General features: G+C 38.2%; 25 protein-coding genes, 1 tRNA gene and 1 rRNA gene. 26 read left to right on the plus strand and 1 reads right to left on the minus strand.

Translation table 11 applies throughout. The features are described 5' to 3' along the window. The first annotated feature begins 165 nt into the window (after window positions 1–165). The 8 genes from spoVT to AAIB49_RS12305 all read left to right on the plus strand — a co-directional run bounded on the left by spoVT (window position 166) and on the right by AAIB49_RS12305 (window position 5,911). The gene (gene spoVT / locus AAIB49_RS12270; protein ID WP_343458178.1) at window positions 166–702 is read left to right on the plus strand and encodes a stage V sporulation protein T; all 537 of its coding nucleotides are present in this window, start codon (window positions 166–168) and stop codon (window positions 700–702) included. Window positions 703–855: 153 nt separating this feature from the next. Further along, window positions 856–2,391: a putative polysaccharide biosynthesis protein gene (locus AAIB49_RS12275; RefSeq protein ID WP_343458179.1), complete on the plus strand. Its 1,536-nt coding sequence runs from the start codon at window positions 856–858 to the stop codon at window positions 2,389–2,391. Window positions 2,392–2,404: 13 nt separating this feature from the next. Further along, window positions 2,405–3,853, plus strand: a complete 1,449-nt coding sequence (gene yabN, locus AAIB49_RS12280; protein WP_343458180.1) for a bifunctional methyltransferase/pyrophosphohydrolase YabN — start codon at window positions 2,405–2,407, stop codon at window positions 3,851–3,853. A gap of 5 nt (window positions 3,854–3,858) precedes the next feature. Then, a complete protein-coding gene (locus AAIB49_RS12285; RefSeq protein ID WP_339217555.1) occupies window positions 3,859–4,122 on the plus strand; it encodes an RNA-binding S4 domain-containing protein in 264 nt (87 codons plus the stop codon). A 53-nt stretch (window positions 4,123–4,175) separates the two neighbouring features. Then, window positions 4,176–4,478, plus strand: a complete 303-nt coding sequence (yabP, locus tag AAIB49_RS12290; protein WP_186871122.1) for a sporulation protein YabP — start codon at window positions 4,176–4,178, stop codon at window positions 4,476–4,478. Continuing rightward, a complete protein-coding gene (gene yabQ / locus AAIB49_RS12295; RefSeq protein WP_339217552.1) occupies window positions 4,475–5,074 on the plus strand; it encodes a spore cortex biosynthesis protein YabQ in 600 nt (199 codons plus the stop codon). Before yabP ends, yabQ begins: the two co-directional genes overlap by 4 nt. A gap of 4 nt (window positions 5,075–5,078) precedes the next feature. After that, entirely contained in the window at window positions 5,079–5,456 is a 378-nt protein-coding gene (locus tag AAIB49_RS12300) for an FtsB family cell division protein (RefSeq protein WP_339217550.1), read from the plus strand. A gap of 71 nt (window positions 5,457–5,527) precedes the next feature. Then, window positions 5,528–5,911, plus strand: a complete 384-nt coding sequence (locus tag AAIB49_RS12305; protein WP_186871125.1) for a S1 domain-containing RNA-binding protein — start codon at window positions 5,528–5,530, stop codon at window positions 5,909–5,911. Window positions 5,912–6,128: 217 nt separating this feature from the next. Here the strand turns inward: AAIB49_RS12305 and AAIB49_RS12310 are convergent. Beyond that, window positions 6,129–6,202, minus strand: a tRNA-Met gene (locus AAIB49_RS12310). Between the two features lie 160 nt (window positions 6,203–6,362). Here AAIB49_RS12310 and AAIB49_RS12315 point away from each other — a divergent pair. From AAIB49_RS12315 to AAIB49_RS12400, 18 genes are all read left to right on the plus strand, one after another. After that, window positions 6,363–6,830 carry a DinB family protein gene (locus AAIB49_RS12315; protein WP_339217546.1) on the plus strand — a complete coding sequence of 156 codons (468 nt, stop codon included), beginning with the start codon at window positions 6,363–6,365 and terminating at the stop codon, window positions 6,828–6,830. A 373-nt stretch (window positions 6,831–7,203) separates the two neighbouring features. Further along, window positions 7,204–9,651, plus strand: a complete 2,448-nt coding sequence (gene spoIIE / locus AAIB49_RS12320) for a stage II sporulation protein E (RefSeq protein ID WP_211740766.1) — start codon at window positions 7,204–7,206, stop codon at window positions 9,649–9,651. An 89-nt stretch (window positions 9,652–9,740) separates the two neighbouring features. Further along, on the plus strand, window positions 9,741–10,475 hold the full coding sequence (locus AAIB49_RS12325; RefSeq protein ID WP_186871128.1) for a vWA domain-containing protein: 735 nt from the start codon (window positions 9,741–9,743) through the stop codon (window positions 10,473–10,475). Continuing rightward, complete coding sequence (locus tag AAIB49_RS12330) at window positions 10,450–11,379, plus strand: protein kinase domain-containing protein (protein WP_339217544.1); 930 nt, start codon at window positions 10,450–10,452, stop codon at window positions 11,377–11,379. The genes AAIB49_RS12325 and AAIB49_RS12330 overlap by 26 nt, the downstream gene beginning before the upstream one ends. A 48-nt stretch (window positions 11,380–11,427) precedes the next feature. Then, window positions 11,428–12,822: a tRNA lysidine(34) synthetase TilS gene (gene tilS, locus AAIB49_RS12335; RefSeq protein WP_211740764.1), complete on the plus strand. Its 1,395-nt coding sequence runs from the start codon at window positions 11,428–11,430 to the stop codon at window positions 12,820–12,822. Window positions 12,823–12,832: 10 nt separating this feature from the next. Beyond that, window positions 12,833–13,381: a hypoxanthine phosphoribosyltransferase gene (gene hpt, locus AAIB49_RS12340; protein WP_211740763.1), complete on the plus strand. Its 549-nt coding sequence runs from the start codon at window positions 12,833–12,835 to the stop codon at window positions 13,379–13,381. Window positions 13,382–13,492: 111 nt separating this feature from the next. Continuing rightward, a complete protein-coding gene (ftsH, locus tag AAIB49_RS12345) occupies window positions 13,493–15,463 on the plus strand; it encodes an ATP-dependent zinc metalloprotease FtsH (RefSeq protein WP_343458181.1) in 1,971 nt (656 codons plus the stop codon). A 261-nt stretch (window positions 15,464–15,724) separates the two neighbouring features. After that, window positions 15,725–16,492 carry a type III pantothenate kinase gene (locus AAIB49_RS12350; protein ID WP_343458182.1) on the plus strand — a complete coding sequence of 256 codons (768 nt, stop codon included), beginning with the start codon at window positions 15,725–15,727 and terminating at the stop codon, window positions 16,490–16,492. A gap of 25 nt (window positions 16,493–16,517) precedes the next feature. After that, entirely contained in the window at window positions 16,518–17,393 is an 876-nt protein-coding gene (hslO, locus tag AAIB49_RS12355) for an Hsp33 family molecular chaperone HslO (protein WP_343458183.1), read from the plus strand. 28 nt (window positions 17,394–17,421) lie between these two features. Next, window positions 17,422–18,321 (plus strand): peptidylprolyl isomerase, encoded by a 900-nt coding sequence (locus AAIB49_RS12360; protein ID WP_343458184.1) that lies wholly within the window; start codon window positions 17,422–17,424, stop codon window positions 18,319–18,321. A gap of 131 nt (window positions 18,322–18,452) precedes the next feature. Then, window positions 18,453–19,379, plus strand: a complete 927-nt coding sequence (gene cysK, locus AAIB49_RS12365) for a cysteine synthase A (RefSeq protein WP_339217537.1) — start codon at window positions 18,453–18,455, stop codon at window positions 19,377–19,379. Window positions 19,380–19,604: 225 nt separating this feature from the next. Further along, window positions 19,605–20,426 carry a dihydropteroate synthase gene (folP, locus tag AAIB49_RS12370; RefSeq protein WP_343458185.1) on the plus strand — a complete coding sequence of 274 codons (822 nt, stop codon included), beginning with the start codon at window positions 19,605–19,607 and terminating at the stop codon, window positions 20,424–20,426. Further along, window positions 20,426–20,785, plus strand: coding sequence for a dihydroneopterin aldolase (gene folB / locus AAIB49_RS12375; protein ID WP_339217533.1), 360 nt, complete (start codon window positions 20,426–20,428; stop codon window positions 20,783–20,785). Before folP ends, folB begins: the two co-directional genes overlap by 1 nt. 1 nt (window position 20,786) lies before the next feature. Continuing rightward, complete coding sequence (gene folK / locus AAIB49_RS12380) at window positions 20,787–21,287, plus strand: 2-amino-4-hydroxy-6-hydroxymethyldihydropteridine diphosphokinase (RefSeq protein WP_339217532.1); 501 nt, start codon at window positions 20,787–20,789, stop codon at window positions 21,285–21,287. Then, window positions 21,269–21,481: a helix-turn-helix domain-containing protein gene (locus AAIB49_RS12385; protein WP_339217530.1), complete on the plus strand. Its 213-nt coding sequence runs from the start codon at window positions 21,269–21,271 to the stop codon at window positions 21,479–21,481. The genes folK and AAIB49_RS12385 overlap by 19 nt, the downstream gene beginning before the upstream one ends. Window positions 21,482–21,484: 3 nt before the next feature. After that, window positions 21,485–22,474 (plus strand): tRNA dihydrouridine synthase DusB, encoded by a 990-nt coding sequence (dusB, locus tag AAIB49_RS12390; protein WP_339217528.1) that lies wholly within the window; start codon window positions 21,485–21,487, stop codon window positions 22,472–22,474. A gap of 194 nt (window positions 22,475–22,668) precedes the next feature. After that, window positions 22,669–24,150: a lysine--tRNA ligase gene (lysS, locus tag AAIB49_RS12395; protein ID WP_339217526.1), complete on the plus strand. Its 1,482-nt coding sequence runs from the start codon at window positions 22,669–22,671 to the stop codon at window positions 24,148–24,150. A gap of 535 nt (window positions 24,151–24,685) precedes the next feature. Further along, window positions 24,686–24,811, plus strand: a 16S ribosomal RNA gene (locus AAIB49_RS12400); the annotation flags it as partial.

A 24,811-nucleotide genomic window follows, 5' to 3' on the forward strand; every position in this document is an offset into this window, starting at 1 on the left:
ACTGGAGAATTTCTCATGACAGATAATAAGCATGAAGTTGTGTACGTACCGGTTATGAGCAACCTTTGCATCCTAACCAACATTTTATAACCGTACGAGTGACATAATAGGCTTAGCTTCTATATTTGGCACGAGAAATCATCATAAGAAAGCGAGGCTTCTTTAATGAAAGCAACAGGAATTGTACGACGGATTGATGATTTAGGTAGAGTAGTCATCCCGAAAGAAATCAGAAGAACTTTACGAATTCGTGAAGGAGACCCATTAGAAATATTCATTGATCGTGAAGGCGAGGTTATTCTAAAGAAATACTCACCAATCAATGAATTAGGCAATTTTGCCACAGAATATGCCCAAGCGCTATTCGATTCTCTTCATCACCCAGTATTTATTTGTGATCGTGATGAAATCATTGCGGTAGCAGGGGAATCGAAAAAAGATTACTTAAACAAAAACATTGGACCTAAAATCGAAAAGGCAATTGAGAGTAGACTGCAAACACTGGAAACCGATGCAAGTACATTAGAATTACTTCCGGGGAAAGAGGAAGAAGTAAACTCTTACTGTATCAGTACGATTATAGCAAATGGAGACCCGATTGGCTGTGTCGTCATGTTTTCACGTGACGGGGGTAAATTAAGTGAAGTGGAGCAAAAGGCATTAGAAACCGCAGCTAGCTTTTTGGCGAAGCAAATGGAGTAAATTTTTTAAAAGAGTAAGAATTAGTTAGGAAGCAACTAATTTTTACTCTTTTTTTCATGTGAACAAGTCGGTTCCCTTTGTTTTGTAATACGTATGGTATAATGTAGTGGAATTTTACCAGCATGAGAATTGTAATAAAGGAAGTTATGGATAATGGAATCGAATAAATTTGTTAAGGGTGCTTTAATCCTTACATTAGCAGGAGTGATTAGTAAGGTATTAAGTGCAGGGTATCGAATTCCATTGCAAAACCTTACAGGCGATATAGGTTTTTATATTTATCAGCAAATCTATCCGATTATTGGTATCATTTTGATACTAGCTTTATATGGGTTTCCAACAGCTATTTCGAAGCTAACAGCAGAAACAGAAGACACTTCTATGAAGTATTTTATGCTTCCTATTTTGGCGATCCTGTTCGGAATATGTGGGGTATTTGCACTACTCTTATACATCAATGCGGATGAAATGGCGCTATTCGTAGGGGATGAACAGCTTACTACGGGATACCAAGTGGCAAGTCTACTATGGATTGTTATTCCTTTTACCGCATTGTTACGTGGAATATTTCAAGGAAAGTCCGAAATGAAATCAACTGCTTATTCCCAGCTCGGTGAGCAGCTTTCTCGTGTATCGATAATTATTGGGATTGCCTGCTTCATCGCTATATATGGAGTGGATGTCTACTGGGTGGGAATCTTTGCTGGGATTGCTGCTATCGTTGGATCTGTAGTTGCTTTTTTGATATTAATTATTTTCTTTGTAAAGAATAAGCCAGTGAAGAAGGGAACTGGTCCGGTTCCTTGGAAATACTATAGTAAAACCATTATCGTATATGGGTTTATTGCAGCATTAAGCCATATGATTTTGTTAATTATTCAATTTGCAGATTCATTTACCGTTGTACCTGGGTTAATCGAAAGTGGGTTATCAGATCAAGAGGCAATGGAAGCAAAAGGTGTATTTGATCGGGGGCAGCCACTGATACAAATTGGTGCTGTATTGGGCTCATCATTTGGCTTAGCCTTAATGCCGAGTATTACAAAGGGCATGCAGTCATTGGATCAAGCACCAATACGTGCCCATATTACAAGCTCATTAAAAATTAGCTTTTATTTAGCTTGGGGTGCAAGTATAGGATTAATCTTCCTATTTCCGGAAACAAACCGCTTATTATATCAGGACAATCAAGGCCAAATAGCGTTAATGATTCTGATGTGGGCGGTGCTTTTAAGTGCGATGGTGATAACTGCTAGCTCTATATTACAAGGACTAGGTTTTATTAAATGGACAGCATTATATATTGCAATGGCATTTATCGTAAAGTGGGTTATGAATACCTTACTCGTTCCGTATTGGGGCATTATAGGAAGTGCAATTGATACAGTGGTTAGCCTGTTGTTTCTAGCCATCTGTACCATTAGAAAACTGAAGAAAAATAGCCATCATGTATTTTCTATCCATTGGAAGGCCTTTATGATAGCGAATAGTAGCATGGTTGCCTTTTTAGTCTTTGCTGATTGGCTTCTTCCGACAGAATCCTTCTCTAGATTGGCATTGCTTTTCACCGTTTTAATGCTATCGGGAGTTGGAGCTGTAATCTATTTCGTTTTATTAGTGCGATTTAAGGCGTTTACGGATAAGGAAATGGAGCTTATACCGTTTGGAAAGAGATTGACAGGACGTTAAAGGAGGTCTATCGATGAGTAAAAAAATTGAAGTAATCGGCCTTGGGGCAGGGGATATAAATCAGCTACCACTTGGCATTTATCGTAAGCTAACAAAGGAGAACACGGTTCTTTATGCACGAACACTAGATCACCCAGTAATAGAATCGTTACAAAAAGAAGGTGTCCAGTTTATTTCATTTGATTCTTTATATGAGCAGAATCAGGAGTTTGCATCGGTTTATCAAGAGATTGTTCGTGTTCTTTTAGAAAAGGCAAAAGAAAATTCATTAATTTATACCGTACCAGGCCATCCTATGTTAGCAGAAAAGACCGTTCAGCTATTGTTAGAGCAAGATGAAGTAGAAGTGGACATTATTGGGGGACAAAGCTATTTAGATGCGTTATTTACCTCCTTACAAATAGATCCAATCGATGGATTCCAATTTGTTGATGCAACTGGATTTGAACGAAGCCAGCTCGTTTATCAGCACCATCTTGTATTTTGTCAGGTATACGATCGCTTTACCGCCTCTGAGGTGAAGCTAGCGTTATTAGAGGATTTACCACCGGACTATGAGATTACCATTATTGATGCAGCAGGAAGTGATCAGGAGAAAAAGGTAACTATTCCATTAGAGGAATTAGATCATTCTGTAGAAGTTAGTAACTTAACGAGTGTATATGTTCCACCGGCACCGAAGCAGTTATTAAATCATACCTTCAATCGACTTAGAGAAGTAATTGCTACGTTAAGAGGACCAAATGGATGTCCATGGGACAAAGAGCAGACCCATGAATCATTAAGAGAATATGCGATAGAAGAAGTGTATGAGCTAATTGATGCAATCAATGAGGAAGATGACGAAGGAATTGTCGAGGAACTGGGAGATGTACTCTTGCAAATCATGCTTCATAGCCAGATTGGTGAAGATGATGGGTATTTCACGATCGATGATGTTATTCAATCCATCACCGATAAAATGATTCACCGCCATCCCCATGTTTTTTCCAATGAAACAGTCGATTCTGTTGATGATGTCTTGACCAATTGGGAGGCATTAAAGCGAGTGGAAAAAGGAGAAACACGGAAGTCGATATTAGCTGGTATACCAAAAGCTCTACCAGCCCTACTAAAAGCCTATAAATTGCAAAAGAAGGCAGCAAAAGTAGGGTTTGATTGGGATCAAGCAGCGGATATTTGGGACAAGCTTGATGAGGAAATAAAAGAAGTACAAAAGGCCATTGAAGCGGATGATAAAGTGGAAATAGAAAAAGAATTTGGTGACGTACTATTTGTACTAGCCAACTTAACAAGATATTATAAAGTAAATCCAGAGAATGCCCTAAGCCTGACGAACCAGAAGTTCATCGAACGCTTTTCCTATATAGAGCAACAATTACAAGAAAAAGGCTTCGATATAATGGAAACTAGTTTAGAAGAAATGGATTACTATTGGAATCAAGCAAAGGAAAGAGAGTGAGATCATTGCGTTTAGATAAATTTTTGAAGGTATCTCGTTTAATTAAAAGAAGAACATTAGCAAAAGAAGTAGCCGACCAAGGTAGAATCACGATTAACGGTAATCAGGCTAAAGCTTCTTCAACTGTAGCAGTAGGGGATACGTTACAAATACGGTTCGGTCAAAAACTAGTAACGGCTGAGGTTACATCATTAAAAGAAACCGTACGAAAAGATGAAGCTAGTATGCTTTATAGAATTGTAAAAGAAGAAAAAATCGAATCAGAGTAGTTCTATACTTGTCCCTCCTTTCATAAGTTATTAGTGATAAGGAGGAAGCGGATATGAATTATTATGAAAAAGAAAATAGTACAAGAGTACAACAGCAAGATCATCAATTAAAACTGAATAATCGTAGACTATTAGAAATTACTGGTGTAAAAGAAGTGGATAGTTTTGATAATGAAGAATTTCTGCTAGAAACTGTGATGGGATATCTTATCATTCGTGGTCAAAACCTCCAGTTAAAAAATCTAGATGTTGGCGAAGGTGTTGTCTCCATTAAAGGGAAGATTTATGAGATGTCCTATGTAGATGAACATCACCAGGAGAAGGCTAAAGGATTCTTTAGCAAGCTATTCCGATGACACTTAGTGTCCAATTTTTAACCATGGTTTCCATGATAGGTGGAGGCCTTTATCTTGGTATGGCATTAGATACCTTTCGCCGATTCCATAAGCACTGGAAACAGAATGTGTTTTTAGTGTATGTGATGGAAGTAAGCTTTTGGCTCACCCAGATGTTTATTTTATATTTTATTTTATTTCAAGTGAACGCTGGGGAGCTACGATTGTATGTTTTCGCTGCATGTTTTTTAGGGTTTGCGGCATATCAAGTATTTGCCGCAAAGCTCTATAAACGCGTATTGGAAAGTCTAATTATCCTGGTTAATAAAATTTATCAAGTTGTTCGTAGTCTAGTAAATGGATTATTTATTACGCCAATAAAATATATCGTGAAGATAATCATAGCTAGCATACTCTTCCTCTTTAATATGATTATGCTAGTTTTAGGCTTTATTATAAAATGCCTCTTTATACCGATAAAATGGGTTTTGATGAAGATATACCAGCTACTACCTAAAAAGTTCAAATTATTTTTACACCATTTAGCAGGATTTTATAGTAAAATACAGAATATATGTAGAAAAGGCTTAAGGTATATCACATCAAAGAGGAGGTGACGCTATGCAAAAGAAGAAAACAGTGACGAAACTGAACTCTCAATATATGGAGCAATACGATGCGCATGTAGAAAGACAGAAGCGGAAAAAGAAAAGACTTGTTCGCAGGCTGGTTCTTTTTATGACGCTTATCGCATTCATTGCTGGCAGCATGGCGGTCTATCACTTTCAACAACGAACCTTACATACGGAAAAAATGGAAGAATATAAGCAGTTACAAGAAGAACTAGCAGACTTAGAACAAAAAGAGAAGAAGTTCAAAGAAGAGATTCAATTACTGAATGATGAGGATTATATTCTAGAGATAGCACGTACGAAATACTTCCTATCAAAGGAAGGAGAGCTAATTTTTAAAACTCCGGATGAGGACTCGTCTTATTGACACACTTTTACTGGCTTCGCTATAATATATAAGTAAAGTATTTTAATTTCTTAAGGAGGAGCATTTTTTTTATGTCAATTGAAGTAGGCAGCAAGCTGCAAGGTAAGGTAACCGGTATCACTAATTTTGGGGCTTTTGTTGAGCTTGGTGAAGGAACAACAGGACTTGTTCATATTAGTGAGGTTGCCGACAATTATGTCAAAGACATTAATGAACACCTTTCTGTTGGTGATCAAGTAGAGGTTAAAGTAATTAATGTTGAAAAAGATGGTAAGATTGGTTTATCCATAAAGAAAGCAAAGGAAAAGAAGCCAGTCCGTCAAAATCCTAGAGAACGTACGGAAACATTCGAAGCTAAAATGAACCGTTTTCTCAAGGACTCTGAAGATCGCCTAGCCTCTTTGAAGAAGCACACAGAATCCAGACGTGGAGGTCGAGGTGCTAAAAGAGGATAGTAGATGCTGTCTACCAGATAATGCTCTAGAATTTTTATCATATAGGTTAGTTACGAAAAAATAGCTATCATCAAGGTAGCTATTTTTTTTATGTATGTACACCAAAAAATGATTCATCGTGTGGGAAGTAAAAGCACCGTGTAGAGTGGATGCGGGGCTAGTAGGTTTAAAGTAAAAAAACCTGTTATCAAAAGAGATAACAGGTTTTTTAAAATGATAGCGGCGGAGGGGATCGAACCCACGACCTCACGGGTATGAACCGTACGCTCTCGCCAGCTGAGCTACGCCGCCATATAATCTATATTAAGTTGATGTCAAAGACGATTTCTTTGAGTCAACAAAAATCATCATACAATACGTTTCGATTCATGTCAATATTTTTAATTAAAGAGGATATTTTCAGATAATGTCGAATATATTAGCAAAACGACATGAAATGAGGTGAAAACAGGTGAAGGCACATCATGAAGTATTATTTAACCAGCTGCATGCATACCGAAAAGAAACATTACGACTAGTCGAGGAGTTGACAGAGGAAGAAGCAAACATGATACCAGAGGGGTTTCATAACAATATTAGATGGAACTTAGGTCATATTTATTTAGATCAATACCTTTGGATCTATGCTTTAACCAAAGAAACATCTGAAGAGACGAATCAATTAAATCAATGGTTTGGTTTTGGGACTAATCCTAATAACTTTACCGAGGAAACACCTAATCTAGCAGAATTAAAGGAACGATTAACGTATCAAATTACCGATATTAAAGCGAAATATGAAGAGCGACTAGAAGAAGAATTCCCTCCAACCGAAATGGGCATGTACACCATCGAACAAGTCCTAACCCGAACCATCTACCACGAAGGGCTACATACTACCGCTATACAATATCTAAAACGGTTTATAAACCAATACTAAGTCTATGTATTTGCAAAAAAAGAATCTCGTATCTGACGTGATTCTTTTTTATTTGCCAATTTAAGAATGGATTATTCACTAGTCATTCGCCTTCTATTCTAGTAACAAACCTACAAGAAATCCCTTGTTATAGGCGCTGGCGGTCTATGACAAAAACGACACAGCAATATAAGGAATATGTAGAATCACCCATCACCCACTAGATTTCAGTCGAACGATTTTTAAAATCTATCCTCTTCTTTTGACAAAAAAAAATAACCTTTTATGGTTTACTGTTATGAAAGAACACCTGTCCATAATGAGTATATGTATATAATCCCTCAAGTTAGAACAAAAAAATGAAATAAATAAACCGTCAAAGAGGAGTGGTTGAATGGAATCGGTAACTAGAGTCCAGACAAAAGCAATTGAAGTAGAGAGCACATTCTTGGAAAACATAAAAATGAAATTATATACACAAGGGAAAAAAATCTTACTGGATCACGGATTATTATTTGTGCTGGTAGGTTTTTTACTCGGACGAGCTGTTATTCTATCGGTGGTCTCCCCCTTCGCAGTAGCCTTTTTAGCAACCTTATGGCTAATGCATAAGGATAAAGCCGCTAAAACACTCTTAGCAACCATGATTGGTGCATTTACTATATCGTTAACGCATGGTGTATTTGTCGGTATTTCCCTATTTTTCTTCATCATTATTTCTACTATCTTTCAAAACGTGAAAAGTGAACAAATTAAAATTCCTATATTTGTGTTTCTTGCAACTGTTGCACCAAGAATCTTCTTATATTCTATTTATGGACAGCTTACTTCTTATGAATGGATGCTAATACTAGTAGAGGGAGTACTTGGAACAGTATTAGTCCTAATCTTTATGCAAAGTGTCCCATTGCTTTCCAAAAGAAGGTATCGGCCAACCTTAAAAAATGAAGAAATTGTCTGTATGATAATTTTAATTGCCTCCATTCTAACCGGAACAGTCGGATGGGAGCTTTATGGCGCATCTATTGAACAAGTTTTATCACGATATTTTGTCTTATTATTTGGCTTTGTAGGTGGAGCGGCCATTGGATCTACCGTTGGGGTTGTGGCAGGGTTAATTTTATCGCTAGCAAATGTAGCGAACTTATATCAAATGAGTTTACTAGCCTTTTCTGGTTTACTCGGAGGTCTATTAAAAGAAGGAAAAAAAATAGGTGTTGGAGCAGGTCTATTAGTCGGAACATGTTTGGTAGGAATTTATGGCGATTCTAGTTCATTAATTCCTTCCTTAATGGAGTCATCAGTCGCTATCCTATTATTTTTACTTACGCCAGGTAGCTGGTTTAAACAATTATCACGATACATTCCGGGGACAGAGGAGCATGCCAATGAACAGCAACAATACTTGCAGAAGGTCCGCAATGTAACCGCTAAACGTGTAGAGCAATTTTCCGAGGTCTTTGAGGCGTTATCCAAAAGCTTTAGCTCGGCGGAAAATTACTCCCTTGAGGAAGAGGAATCGCAGCGAGAGACCGATTACTTCCTAAGTAATGTTACAGAAAAAACCTGTCAAACCTGCTTTATGAAAGAAAGGTGTTGGCAACAGCAATTCGACACGACATATTCGTTAATGGATATGCTGAAACAAAATGTTGAAACTGGAAATGAACCGAACAGAAAGGTTCTTCGAGAGTTTGAAAACCATTGTATTAAATCGCGAAAAGTAATCGATACGATGAAGGAAGAAATGTCCTATTTTGAAGCAAATCGCAAGCTAAGAAAGCAAGTGGTGGAGAGTAAGAAGCTTGTTGCCGAACAGCTTCAAGGAGTATCCGATGTGATGGAGGACTTTGCTAAAGAAATTTTAAAGGAACGGGAGCACCATGAAAAACAAGAAATACAAATTGTCCATGCACTAAAATCGATTGGAATTGAACTAGAGAAACTAGATGTCTATCGATTAGATAAAGGAAACGTTGATATTGAAATAACAGCCCTATTCTATGATTATCGCGGCGAGGGAGAAAAATTAATTGCCCCAGTTTTATCGGATATTTTAAATGAGACGATTGTTGTCAAAGAGGAGGATATTTCGCCGTTTCCAAATGGTTATTCCTTCCTTGCATTTGGCTCGGCAAAGGAATATACGGTAGAAACTGGTGTCGCCCACGCAGCAAAAGGTGGAGGTATTATTTCTGGAGATAGTTATACGATGATGGAGCTTGGAGAAGGAAAATATGCCATGGCCATCAGTGATGGCATGGGCAATGGTGTACGGGCTAATGAGGAGAGTAAAGAAACATTACGGTTATTACAACAAATACTCCAAACCGGTATCCCAGAAAAAGTTGCGATAAAATCAATCAATTCTATTTTAGCATTACGGACAACGGATGAAATGTTTGCAACCCTAGATTTAGCTGTGATTAACCTACATAATGCGTTTGTCCGCTTCCTAAAGATTGGGTCGACACCAAGCTTTGTCAAGCGTGGCGACCAGCTGTTAAAAATAGAGGCGAGCAACCTGCCAATGGGAATCATTAGGGAATTCGATGTTGATATTGTTAATGAACAATTACAGTCCGAGGATATCCTGATTATGATGAGTGATGGTATTTTTGATGGTCCTAAGCATGTCGAGAACACAGATGTTTGGCTGAAACGAAAAATCCGCGAGATGGAGACAGATCAACCGCAGGAGATAGCCGACCTTTTACTAGAAGAAGTGATTCGAACACGTTCCGGTGAAATAGAGGATGATATGACCGTGTTAGTTGCAAAGGTGAAAAAGAATGTTCCTCGTTGGGCGACGTTTCCAATCTACCAAACAGAGGCGCTCTAAATAGAATTGCTAGATTCCTTCTTTGAAAAAGGTATATCTCGAAGCATTTTTGTCAATGATGGTAAAGGAATAATATGGAGGTGTTTCGTATGAAGAAGGGGACTTTAAAGCAAATTCTATTAATTACAGATGGGTGTTCGAATAAAGGGGAAGACCCAGCGGCAACAGCTGCATTAGCATTTCAGCAAGGGATAACAGTTAATGTCATTGGTATATTGGAAGACGATCAAACAGAAGATCCTGAGGGTCTACAAGAGGTAGAAGAAATTGCCTTATCAGGTGGCGGAGTAAGCCAGCTAGTATATAAGCAGGCATTATCACAAACCGTACAAACGGTAACAAAACAAGCCATGACGCAAACAATCCAGGGATTTGTTAATATGGAGCTGAAGCAAATATTAGGTAAAGAGCAAACGATAGAAGATTTAGACCCTGAAAAACGAGGAGAAATAATGGAAGTAGTGGAGGACTTGGGTGAAACAAGTGACCTAGAGGTATTGGTACTTATTGATACAAGTGCAAGTATGCATGATAAATTACCTACCGTTAAGGAAGCATTAATTGATTTATCTATTAGCCTTAACTCCAGAGTTGGAAGAAATCGCTTTGCAATTTATAACTTCCCAGGAAAACGTAAGGATATTGATAAAGTACTAGACTGGTCTCCGAAGTTGGATTCCATTTCATCTGTATTTCCGAAGCTTACAAGTGGTGGAATTACGCCAACAGGGCCAGCTATCCGTGAGGCAATGTACCAGTTTGGTAAGAAAAGCTTGTTAAGGAGCTTTAGAGGAAATCATGAACAAGACATCGAGAACGCATGATACTTTTCTAAAGCCTGGGATGACAATCACCGGTAAATGGCATCAAAAACGATACGTTATCATCCGAAAGATTGGAAATGGTGCGATTGGGTCGGTTTATCTATGTGATGCAGGTGGAAAAAAGGCTGCATTGAAGATTAGTGATAAAAGTTCTTCCATTACAATGGAGGTCAATGTATTAAAATCACTAGGGAAGGTCCAAGCGAAAAGTCTTGGACCTTATTTATTGGATGTAGATGATTGGGTAACGCCCCAAGGTACGACCTTTTCATTTTATGTCATGGAATATATCCAAGGGAGAACCTTACCAGAATTTATTAAGCAGCATGGCAACGAATGGATTGGCGTCTTTATGCTGCAGCTATTAGACGACCTTGGAAATTTACATCAATCTGGCTGGATATTTGGTGATTTAAAGGTAGACAATTTATTGGTTAGCCATGCACCACCGCGCATTAGATGGATTGATGTCGGTGGTACCACACAAGTTGGTCGAGCGATAAAAGAATATACAGAGTTCTATGACCGTGGCTATTGGGGACTAGGAACGAGAAAGGCTGAGCCAAGCTATGATCTATTTGCGTTAGTTATGGTGTTTATTAGTGTATATTATCCAAGGCATTTTCCTAAGGGGTCCAATCCACAAGCTACGTTATTTAAGAAAATTAATGACGTCAAAGCACTTCAACCGTATACTTCATGTTTTAAGAAAGCATTGCTCGGGAAATATCATACCAGTGATGAAATGAAACAAGAAGTATCTGCTGTAATTTATCATTTGCAGAAGCAATCCAAAGCATCTACAACGAGAAGGAAAGAAGACAATCCTTCACTAGCAGTAGAGTCTGTAGGGTTTTTAATCGTGGCGCTAGGGTTTTATCTTTCTTCGTTGTTCATCCCTTAATTAGAGTGGTAAAATGAGAAGTACTTAAGAATAAGAAGGTGGACATGAGTGAATGAAGTAGTAGAATCCTTTATTCATAAGCATCAACTACTTTCCCCGGAGTCTACTGTATTAGTTGCTGTATCAGGTGGGCCGGATTCTTTGGCACTTTTACATTTTCTCAACAGGATGCAGAAGCAATGGAGATTACGGATAGTCGCACTTTCTGTAGACCATGGACTTCGTGGAGAGGAAAGTGTGGAGGATCTTCACTATGTGGAGGATATTTGCCGAAAGTGGAAGATAGAATTTGTGGGAACATCGATTGATGTGAACGAATATAAAAAGAAAATGCACTTAGGCACCCAAATAGCAGCTAGAGAGTTGCGCTATGCTTTTTTTGCAGAGCAAATGCAGCATTTCCAAGCGGATTATTTGGCTTTTGGTCATCATGGTGATGATCAAGCAGAAACGATGGTAATGCGAATGGTTCGTATGGCTGATTCCAGCTCTCTTGCCGGTATCCCAGTTAAACGTGAATTTGCTGGTGGGTTTATCATACGACCATTCCTATGTGTAACAAAGAAAGCAATTGAGGATTACTGTAAGGAGAATAACATCGTACCACGACTTGATCCATCGAACGAAACGATCGATTATACTCGGAACTATTTTCGGCATAAGGTACTCCCTTTATTAAAGGAAAAGAACCCTAATTTACACAAGACGATTCAACATTTAAATGAATCATTAGAAATGGATGAGACATTCCTACAATCAGAAGCAAAAAAATTGTTTGAGGATGTTGTTATTACAGAGGAAAAACCAATAAAAGTCATGTTTCGTATTGATCAGTTTCAATCACGTGCATCTGCTTTACAAAGGCGAGCCTTTCATCTAATATTAAACTATCTATATCATGAGGACGTACCTAAAGATTTATCCTATGTCCATGAAGAGCAATTCTTTATGTTAATGAGTAGAGAAAAGGGAAATGTCCAAATTGATTTTCCTCGTCATTTAAAGGTAGAAAAAGCATATAATAAACTTATCTTTTATTTTCAACAGAAAGAAGAAAATGAACCTTTCCATGAAGTGTTAGCAGTACCGGGTGAGGTGCTATTACCTAATGGTGATACAATACGTGCTACATATACAAATGAAGTTGCTATACAGAATGAACATACATATATTTGTTTGGCAAGCCAAGTAGTACTGCCTTTACATATTAGGAACCGGCAGGACGGGGACCGAATGACGTGGAATGGGTTAAATGGAAGTAAAAAGTTAAAAGATATTTTTATTGATGCAAAAGTACCTTTACATGATCGGAATAGATGGCCAGTAGTAACGGATAATAATGGGGATATACTATGGCTTATTGGTATAAAGAAACGCGACTCTATACCAAAGCAAAAACATTCCTTATATATACAACTAAATTATCAACAAGGTAAATTGTAGGAGGATTATCGTGCATAACGACATTAAGGAAATACTTATTACAGAAGAAGAAATAGCGGCGAAGTGTAAAGAGTTAGGAGAACAATTAACAAAAGAGTACGAAGGGCGTTTTCCATTAGCAGTTGGTGTGTTAAAGGGAGCATTACCATTTATGTCTGATGTGTTAAGACAAGTACAAACACATCTAGAGATGGACTTCATGGATGTATCTAGTTATGGTGGAACGAGTATGGTTTCCTCTGGAGAGGTAAAAATCTTAAAAGACTTAAATACGAAAGTAGAAGGTCGCGATATATTAATTATCGAGGATATTATTGATAGTGGTAATACATTACGCTATTTAGTGGATTTATTTAAATATCGCAAGGCAAATTCAGTAAAAATTGTAACCTTACTCGATAAACCTTCTGGAAGAACGGCAGAAATTGAAGCCGACCTAGTTGGGTTTGAGGTTCCGGATGCATTTGTAGTCGGATATGGGTTAGATTATGATGAAAAATATCGAAACCTACCATATATCGGGGTATTAAAACCGGAAATTTATGGTGGCGAAGAATAAAAAGTGGTCTAATGAATATTGTTTGAAATGCAAAGAGCAATTAGTTGTAAAATTTAAATTTCATGTGATACTATTGTTAATAGTTTTTCCCGTTTGGGAGGAGGTAGGGCATTGAACCGAGTTTTCCGTAGTGCGTTTTTTTACTTAATTATATTTCTGGTTATTATAGCCGTAATTAGTATGTTAAGTGGTCAGCATGATCAAGCAGAAGAATTAAATGTGAATGATTTCATGCAATCACTTGAAGCAGGTAATGTCAAAGAAATGACGATGAAGCCTGTGAACGGCATTATGCGTATCACTGGTACATTAAATGACGACAAACAATTTGTTGCTCAAGTACCTGATAATAACGATATCGTCACCGATATTACAACAAAGGCAAGAGAACAAAGTGCCTTAAAAACAGAACAAATGGATCAGCCTAGTATTTGGGTTACACTCCTAACTACAATGATTCCGTTCTTAATTATTGGTCTTTTATTCTTCTTCTTGCTTAGTCAAGCACAAGGCGGCGGTGGCGGCCGAGTGATGAACTTCGGTAAGAGTAAAGCGAAAATGTATAATGAAGAAAAGAAAAAAGTTCGTTTTACCGATGTTGCTGGTGCAGATGAAGAAAAGCAAGAATTAGTCGAAGTAGTTGAATTCTTAAAAGACCCACGTAAATTCTCAGCAATTGGGGCAAGAATTCCAAAAGGGGTTCTTTTAGTTGGACCTCCAGGTACTGGTAAAACATTACTTGCACGTGCTGTTGCTGGGGAAGCGGGTGTTCCATTCTTCTCCATTAGTGGTTCAGACTTTGTTGAGATGTTTGTTGGTGTCGGTGCAAGTCGTGTTCGTGATTTATTCGAAAATGCGAAGAAAAATGCACCTTGTATTATATTTATCGATGAGATTGACGCGGTAGGTCGTCAACGTGGCGCAGGTCTTGGTGGTGGCCATGATGAACGTGAGCAAACACTAAACCAATTACTAGTAGAAATGGACGGTTTCGGAGCAAACGAAGGAATCATCATCGTAGCTGCAACGAACAGACCAGATATTCTAGACCCTGCATTATTACGTCCAGGACGTTTTGACAGACAGATTACTGTTGATCGACCAGATGTAAAAGGTCGTCAAGAAGTACTTAAAGTACATGCGAAAAATAAACCATTAGATGCTTCAGTTGATCTAAAAACAATTGCAATGCGTACACCTGGATTCTCAGGTGCGGACTTAGAAAACCTTCTAAACGAAGCTGCACTAGTTGCGGCCCGTCAAGATAAGAAGGAAATTGATATGACCGATGTGGACGAAGCAATCGACCGTGTCATAGCAGGTCCTGCCAAGAAAACACGTGTTATATCAGAAAAAGAACGAAATATCGTTGCGTATCATGAAAGTGGCCATACAATTATTGGTATGGTGCTCGATGAGGCAGATGTTGTTCATAAAGTAACGATTGTCCCTCGTGGGCAAGCTGGTGGATATGCAGTAATGCTTCCGAAAGAAGACCGTTACTTCATGACGAAGCCAGAGCTATTCGATAAGATTACCGGATTATTAGGTGGTCGCGTTGCCGAGGAAATCGTCTTTGGCGAAGTAAGTACTGGGGCATCCAATGACTTCCAACGTGCAACCAACATTGCACGCAAAATGATTACGGAATATGGTATGAGCGACAAACTAGGACCGCTTCAATACAGTAGTGGTGGTGGAGAAGTGTTCCTAGGTAGAGATATTAATAATGAGCAGAACTATAGTGATGCAGTTGCTCATGATATCGATACAGAAATGCAAAACTTCATCAACTATTGCTATGATCGTGCGAAAACAATTCTTACAGAAAATCGCGATAAGCTAGAATTAATAGCACAAACACTTCTAGAGGTAGAGACATTGGATGCAAGACAAATTAAGTCTCTATTTGAAAAAGGTGTTCTTCCAGATCCAGAAGAATACGATGAAGTGGATGATATGAAAGTAAATATTAATGCGAAGAAAGATGACGAAACAGTTGACTCTTTTGAAGAAGCAAAAGAGAAGGCAGACGAAAAGCTTCGCGAAGAAATAGAAGAAGATAAGAACAAAAACGACTAACCATATCGAAACAAGGTAGCCTTCTAATGAGGCTACCTTTTGTTTTGGGTTAGGAAATTTCACTTACGTAATTGATTTTGGTATATTATTAAGGACTTAAATTTTTTACACTAGCGCTGGCTGGTAATAATAGTGCTGCTTTCAGGCCTAAGTATACTTATTTTTGTAAAGTATAGACCTGTTCGGAAAATATCACATTACCTTAAGTCAGCTGGTTCTAATTTTTAAAGGACCATATTATTGGTAGGAAGGACTTATAACATGCTTTTTGTTCTAGATGTGGGAAACACAAACACAGTATTAGGCGTTTTTAATGATAAAGAACTAGCATATCAATGGCGAATCAAAACCGACCGCTATAAAACAGAAGATGAATTTGGCATGCTTATCAAATCATTATTTGATTTTAGTGGAATCAAATTTGCCGATATCGATGGCGTGGTTATCTCCTCTGTAGTACCTCCCATCATGTTTGCTTTAGAAAGAATGTGTAACACGTACTTTCAGATTAACCCGATTATCGTCGGTAAAGATACCGTAAAGACTAATTTAAAAATGCGATATCCTAACCCTAAGGAAATTGGTGCCGACCGGATAGTAAATGCAGTCGGAGCAATCCAGGAGCACGATACACCGCTTATTATTATCGATTTTGGAACGGCAACGACCTATTGCTATATCAATGAATCGAAGGAATATTGTGGCGGCATCATTTCTCCAGGAATAAATATTTCCATGGAAGCATTGTATCAACGAGCCTCTAAGCTCCCGAAAATAGAAATAGAAGCACCAGATAATGTCGTTGGTAAATCAACCGTCGAAGCGATGCAATCTGGCGTGTTTTATGGATATATTGGTCAAGTGGATGGTATTGTGAACAGAATCAAACAAACTGCTGGTCAAGAAGCAAAAGTAATTGCTACTGGTGGGTTAGCCTCATTAATTGGGGAAGCTTCAGAGACGATAGATTATGTTGATCCATATTTAACATTAAAGGGCTTATATGAAATTTATAAAATTAATCAATAACAAATGAAAAGGAGCAAAACACAACATGTCAGATTACTTAATAAAAGCAACAACATTTAACGGAATGGTTCGTGCTTATGCCATTCGTTCCACCAATATGGTAGAGGAAGCAAGAAGACGACAAGACACGTGGGCTACAGCTTCGGCAGCAATGGGGCGTACGATGACAATCTCTGCTATGATGGGTGCCATGCTAAAGGGAGATGATTCTTTAACGATAAAGGTTGAAGGTGGTGGCCCTATCGGTGCTATTATTGCAGATGCTAATGCATTGGGTGAGGTTAGAGCCTATGTAACGAATCCGCATGTGGATTTTGATTTAAATAGTAAGGGTAAGCTAGATGTCGCAAGAGCAGTTGGTACGACAGGAAGCTTAAGTGTTGTGAAGGATCTTGGACTTCGTGAATTCTTCACCGGCCAAGTCCCTATTGTATCTGGAGAAATTAGTGAAGATTTCACGTACTATTTTGCTACATCAGAACAGGTTCCTTCAGCAGTAGGTGCTGGGGTGCTGGTAAATCCTGACCATACCATTCTTGCTAGTGGCGGATTTATTGTACAAGTAATGCCTGGTGCAGATGATGAAATTGTTGATAAATTAGAGAGCCGTATTACATCATTTCCTCCTATTTCTTCTCTTGTACAAGCAGGTAAAACACCAGAGGAAATTTTAACCCAATTATTTGAAGGCGAAGAAGTGAAAATACATGAAAAGATGCCAGTCCAATTTAAGTGTAAATGTTCAAAGGAAAGGCTAGCAAATGCCATTATGGGACTAGGGAAAGAAGAAATACAAGCTATGATTGATGAAGATCACGGGGCGGAAGCGTCTTGTCATTTTTGTAATGAGAGCTATCACTTCTCAGAAGAAGAGCTAAATGAGTTAATGGAACAGCTATGAGCTACCAGGTAATTGGAAGGAGTAAACGATGACAAATAAACTACTACTAAGTGTTATTGTTGTTCTTCTCATAACAAATGTCGCAACCATGTTGCTTTGGAAGAACGACAGATCAGACGAATCGATAGTTGAAGATGAAGAAGTTGACACTCAAAAACCAGTTGCATCTATTGGTGGCACGGAAATATCTTTTCAAGATTGGATGAAATCGTTACGAGAAAGTTATGGTAAGAAAGAGCTAAAAACTATAATTGATCAAGAGGTTGTAAAAAAGCTAGCACAGGAGCAAAATATTACCGTGAGTGAAAAGGTAATCGAGCGTGATATGGCCTTATTAACGACGATGCAAGGATTGACAACAGAAGAAGAGTTGAAAGGGTTAGAAGAAAGTTGGAGAGAGGACATCATCTATCGCTATCAATTAGAAGCATTACTAGCCCAGGACGTTCAAGTGCCTGAAGAAGATGTCCAAGCATATTTCACCAAATACGATAATCAATATCAGTTTTCCGAATCCTTTCAGCTATCTCATATTCTAGTTGCCAACAGAGAAACAGCTAATAAAGTATATGATGAATTAGAAGCAGGGGCTTCGTTTTCCTTACTTGCTAAGGAATATTCCATCGATGAGGACACGAAAGAAAATGGTGGCTATTTAGGGTTTAATTCTTCGACTACAGAATTTATCCCTAGTAATTACTTTGATTTTGCTAAGGAACTGGAAGAATATGCGTATAGTGAACCATTTGTTACATCCAATGGTGTGGCGATTTTATTCCTTCATAAAAAATTACCGGACATCACATTTACTTATGAAGAACTGAAACCATATATTCGAAATGAGCTTGCATTACAATCAATCAATCAGAACTTGGTTGCCGACCCGCTATGGGAAAAAGTTGATATAGAATGGGTATACGACGAATAAACTAGAGTAGGAACTTATTTGTATTCTCCATAGCCCATTTCTAGACGTTTGGTTTGACAATATTTGGCTTAACAATTACATTATATATAAATCCTATCTGTTTAGTGGGAATTATGAGGAGGTAATTTGGAATGAGAGTTGCAGATAATATTACTGGCTTAATCGGCGAAACACCTATTGTTAAATTAAACAGAATAACAGACGGAGATAGTGCGGATATTTATGTGAAATTAGAGTTTTTCAACCCAGGTAGCTCGGTAAAGGATCGTATTGCACTTGCGATGATTGAAGCTGCGGAAAAAGAAGGAAAGCTAAAAGAAGGAGATACTATTGTCGAACCAACTAGTGGAAACACAGGTATTGGTTTAGCGATGGTGGCTGCAGCAAAAGGATATAAGGCAGTACTCGTTATGCCTGATACGATGAGTCAGGAGCGCCGTAATTTATTACGTGCATATGGAGCAAACTTAGTACTTACTCCTGGTGCTGAAGGGATGAAGGGTGCGATTAAAAAGGCGGAAGAGCTTGTGAAAGAAGAGGGTTACTTCATGCCACAGCAATTCGAGAACCGAGCGAATCCAGAAGTTCACGCTCGTACAACAGGTAACGAAATTGTGGAACAAATGAAGGACGGTCTTGATGCATTTGTTTCTGGTGTCGGAACAGGTGGAACGGTAACGGGTGCTGGTAAAGTACTAAAAGAACATTTCCAAGATATCAAAATTTATGCCGTAGAACCTGTTGATTCACCAGTATTATCTGGTGGAACTCCTGGACCTCATAAAATCCAAGGAATTGGGGCGGGCTTTGTTCCGGGTGTACTAGATACAGCGGTTTATGATGACGTTATTCAAATCGAAAATGAAGAAGCATTCGCAACATCCCGTGAAGTTGCGAAAACAAATGGTATCCTAGGTGGTATCTCTGCAGGTGCTGCGGTTGCTGCTGCGAAGAAGATTGCCAAACAACTAGGAAAAGGGAAAAAAGTACTTGCGGTATTCCCTGATAATGGGGAGCGTTATTTATCCACTGCGCTTTATCAATTTGATGAAGAATAAACAATGAGATAAAGGCTAGCATCATTCTTGATGCTAGCCTTTATTCATTTTTACTTTTCTTATAGAATATCGAACTATATTTATCCGAATTAATTCACTCTCTAAAATCGATTACCATAAGGTCTCTAACCGATTTGATAACTTAAGGCGGCATTAAATTAATACCTTAATTTGTTATGTGATAGAATGATACTAGATATTTCAGGGTGAAAGGAAACGAATGATATGATATTAAAGACAAAATCAAAAGTATATAACTTATCCGATAGAACACATATCATGGGTATATTAAATGTCACACCGGATTCCTTCTCTGATGGGGGAAATTATACTTCTGTTGAAAAGGCTGTTCAACAAGCAGTTAGGATGGAGCAGCAAGGTGCAGATATTATCGACATTGGCGGAGAGTCAACCCGACCGGATCATGACCCAATCTCAGCTAAAGAAGAGCTCAGCCGAGTATTACCTATGATTAACGCGGTTAAGGAGTCTATCCATATACCAATTTCTATTGATACGTATAAAGCAGAAACCGCAAGACAAGCAGTAGAAGCGGGTGCAGAAATCATTAATGATGTTTGGGGAGCAAAGCGAGATCCAGAGATTGCTTCTGTTGCTGCAAATTATAACGTTCCGATTATTTTAATGCATAATCGTACGAATGAGAATTATACTTCACTTATCGATGATATGAAACAGGATTTAGAGGAGAGTATTGATATTGCTCTTAAAGCGGGAATTCCAAAGGAAAATATCATTCTTGACCCGGGGATTGGCTTTGCGAAAACTGCTAAAGACAATCTCGTTGTGATGAAGAATCTAGAAAAACTAACCGCAATGGGATTCCCGCTTTTACTAGCAACTTCACGCAAACGATTTATAGGTAGTGTATTAGATGTACCACCTGCTGAAAGAGATACAGGTACAGGAGCAACAACATGTCTTGGTATTACTAAAGGCGCACATATGGTACGAGTACACAATGTGAAAGTTAATGTAGAGCTAGCTAAAATGATGGATGCGATGCTACGGGTGGAGGATAAGTAATGGATAAAATTATGTTGACCAATATGCAATTTTATGGGTACCACGGGTTGTTACCAGAGGAGAAAAAGCTAGGGCAACGTTTTTTAGTAGATGTAGAGCTCTATTTAGATACGAAAAAAGCAGGTAAAAGTGATGACATGTACGATTCGATTGATTATAGCCAAGCCTATGCGCATGTACAAAAAATCGTCGAAGGCAGTTCAAAAAATTTAATAGAAGCAGTTGCAGAGGAAGTGGCATCTGATTTATTAGCTTCATTCTCCCTACTAGAAGCATGTCGAGTGAAAGTAATAAAACCAGATCCGCCAATACCAGGGCATTACCAATCTGTAGCTGTTGAAATCTATCGGGAGAAATGAAATGAATAAAGCATATATCGCATTAGGAACAAACATAGAACCAAGAGCAGAGTATTTAGACAAAGCGATTAATCTATTAGAGCAGCATGAACATATCCAGCTACTCAAAGCGTCGTCTATTTATGAGACTGCCCCAGTTGGATATACCGATCAAGCCGATTTTTTAAATATGGTAGTAGAAGTAAATACCGATTTACCTTCAGAAAACTTATTAGATGTATGCCAAGGAATTGAAGCCGAACTTGGGAGAGAGCGAACGATTCGGTTTGGACCGAGAACAATCGACCTTGACATTTTGGTCTATAATAACGAAAATAGGGAAACAGATCGATTAACCCTCCCACATCCGAGAATGGGAGAACGAGGATTTGTATTAATCCCACTTCACGAGATTGCACCGGGTCTGAATGTACCAGTGTTAAGCAAAACAGTAGCTGAATTATTACGCAATCTTCCAGAACAAGATAAAGAGGAGATTCGTGTATGGAAAAAGGCCGAATAGGAAGAAGAATCAAGGCATTCCGGAAGCTAAAAGGGTATACACAGGTCCGTCTAGCTAAGGAACTGAATATATCCCTTAACACACTTGGTACAATGGAAAGAGGTACACGAGAAGTATCTGACAAATTAATCCAACAGATAGCGGAAACGCTAAACATAGATATAGAAGAATTAACAGGTAGGAAGGAGGAATAAGATATGTGGAATATAGGGGACATCACGATCCCAAACCGTGTAACACTTGCTCCAATGGCTGGAGTAAGTAACTGGGCATTTCGTTTAACCGTGAAGGAATTTGGTGCAGGCCTAATTACAGCTGAAATGGTTAGTGATAAAGGAATCTTAAATCGAAACCAAAAAACAATGAAAATGCTATATATCGATGAACAAGAGATGCCAATGAGTCTTCAAATTTTTGGCGGAGATAAAGAATCCCTTGTTCAAGCAGCACAATATGTTGACCAAAACACAAATGCTTCTATTATTGATATTAATATGGGATGCCCAGCACCGAAGATCACCAAGATAGATGCTGGATCTCGCTGGCTATTAGACCCAGATAAAATTTATAACATGGTGAAGGCCGTTGTAGAGAATGTCGATAAACCAGTTACGGTAAAAATGCGTACCGGATGGGATGAAGATCATATATATGCTATTGATAACGCAAAAGCTATCGAAGCGGCAGGCGGAAGTGCCATCGGTCTTCATGGACGTACTAGAAAGCAAATGTATGAAGGTTATGCGAACTGGGATATCATTAAAGAGGTAAAAGCAGCTGTTCATATTCCCGTAATCGGAAATGGTGATATTGATAGTCCTGAAATTGCGAAGAAGCGTTTAGAGGAAACGGGAGTAGATGCTGTAATGGTCGGACGTGCAGCACTAGGAAATCCATGGATTATCTACCAAATTGTTAAATATCTAGAAACTGGTGTCTTAATCGATAATCCAACTCCACAAGAAAAGGTAGATATATGTTTGCTGCATATGGATCGTTTAATTAAGCTAAAAGGTGAAAAAGTAGCGATTATGGAAATGCGTAAACATGCAGCTTGGTATTTAAAAGATATTGAAGGCAATGGTAAAGCGCGTAAGCAAATTAACAAAGCGGAGACTCGTGATGAGCTAGTGAATATATTATTTGAATTTGTAAGAGAAGTAGAAGCGGAAATGAAAGTTTCCTAAATGTATATTAGAAGAAATCTGCTGGCGTAAAACCAGCAGTTTTTTCTTTTAGTTCACGATATAGTGTGATAAGTTGATTATAAAGCCATTTCGGGTGTAAAATGAAGGTTATGTTGAGATACTGTTTAATGAATTTATAAGGTCGAACCAATTATACCTTTATCTTAAAAAATTGATTAATGGAGTTGATACTAATGTCAGAAGAATTAAATGATCATATGCGCGTTCGGCGCGAAAAGCTCGATACATACCGTAATCAAGGCCTTGATCCTTTTGGAGGTAAATTTGTCCGAACAGATTTAGCGAAGGAACTACATGAAAAATATGAACAATTCTCTAAAGAGGAATTAGAAGAAGCAAAATATCAAGTTACGATTGCAGGTAGAATTATGACAAAGCGTGGCAAAGGGAAAGCAGGCTTTGCTCATGTTCAAGATTTAAGTGGACAAATTCAATTGTATGTACGTAAAGATGCAATTGGAGAAGAAGCGTATGAAGTGTTCAACTCCATTGATCTTGGAGATATTGTTGGGGTTACTGGACTAATGTTCAAAACCAATGTTGGTGAATTATCTATTAAAGTAACTGAATTCCAACTACTTACGAAGTCACTTAGACCACTTCCTGAAAAGTATCACGGTCTTAAAGACGTGGAACAACGATACCGTCAACGCTATTTAGACTTAATCACGAATATGGAAAGTCGTGAAACCTTTGTAATGCGCAGTAAAATTATTCGTGCAATGCGAAACTATTTAGATGGCCAAGGCTTCCTAGAAGTAGAAACACCGATGATGCATAGCATTCCAGGTGGTGCATCTGCAAGACCATTCATTACACATCATAATGCGTTAGACATTCCACTATATATGCGTATTGCAATTGAGCTACATCTGAAGCGACTAATTGTTGGTGGTCTGGAGAAGGTATATGAAATAGGAAGAGTATTCCGAAATGAAGGGGTATCTACTAGACATAACCCGGAATTTACTATGTTAGAGTTATATGAAGCATATGCTGATTATCATGATATTATGAGCCTTACTGAAAATATGGTTGCTCATATTGCAGAGGAAGTACTAGGTACGACAACTGTAACCTATGGAGACTACAAAATAGACTTAAAGCCTGAGTGGAAACGAGTGCACATGGTTGACGCAGTAAAAGAACATACTGGTGTAGATTTCTGGGAGCATATGAGTGACGAAAAGGCGAGAGAGCTAGCGAAAGAACATGGAGTGGAAATTAAAGACAATATGACATTTGGTCATGTTGTAAATGAGTTCTTTGAGCAAAAAGTAGAAGAAAAACTAATTCAACCGACATTTGTATACGGCCATCCAGTGGAGATTTCTCCTTTAGCGAAGAAAAATGAAGAAGACGAGCGCTTCACAGATCGTTTTGAATTATTCATCGTCGCTCGTGAGCATGCTAATGCGTTCAGTGAGCTTAATGATCCAATTGATCAACGTGAACGTTTTGAAGCACAGGTTAAAGAAAGAGCAGAAGGAAATGATGAAGCACATTTAATGGATGAAGATTTCCTAGAAGCATTGGAGTATGGTATGGCACCAACAGGTGGACTTGGTATCGGTATTGATAGATTAGTTATGTTATTAACGAACTCACCATCTATTCGTGATGTATTATTATTCCCGCAAATGCGTAATAGATAATTTGCAAGAAGGTGAAGAGACAAGCACTTAAATTTAGAGTGGCTTGTCTCTTTTTTAATCCACTATTTTCCAGTAATAAAGTCTTGATTAATGGCCACAATCATGGTAAAGTAAATAACGTTGCTTTTACAGAATATAGCTACTCAAATTAATTTGAAAAAGTTGTTGACTTTAAATCGACAGCGTGATATATTAATAAAGTCGCTAATTTGAAAGGCGATAAAATAAAGCGAAAAACTTTTATAAAAAAACTGTTGACAAAGGAATTTAGAAATGGTATTATATAAGAGTTGACGCGAAAAGCAAAAACAAACTTTTTGCTCCTTGAAAACTGAACAAAACAACCAGTATGTTTAGAATAACTTAGGCGAATGCCTATTAGTTATTCTTATGCAACCAACTAGTGCGACAGCACTTGTTGGTCGAATGCCAAGAAGAAACATACCCTGTTTTTTCTATTAAAGAATTACAGAAGCTAGCAGCTTCTTTGCTAAGAATTACCTATGATTGATTGGTGTCAATCGTAGACAAACTTTTTTTGGAGAGTTTGATCTTGGCTCAGGACGAACGCTGGCGGCGTGCCTAATACATGCAAGTCGAGCGAGTGAAATTAACTGATCCCTTCGGGGTGACGTTAATGGATCTAGCGGCGGACGGGTGA

This window comes from Ornithinibacillus proteolyticus (assembly GCF_039581225.1).
Taxonomy (GTDB): Bacteria; Bacillota; Bacilli; order Bacillales; family Amphibacillaceae; genus Ornithinibacillus; species Ornithinibacillus massiliensis.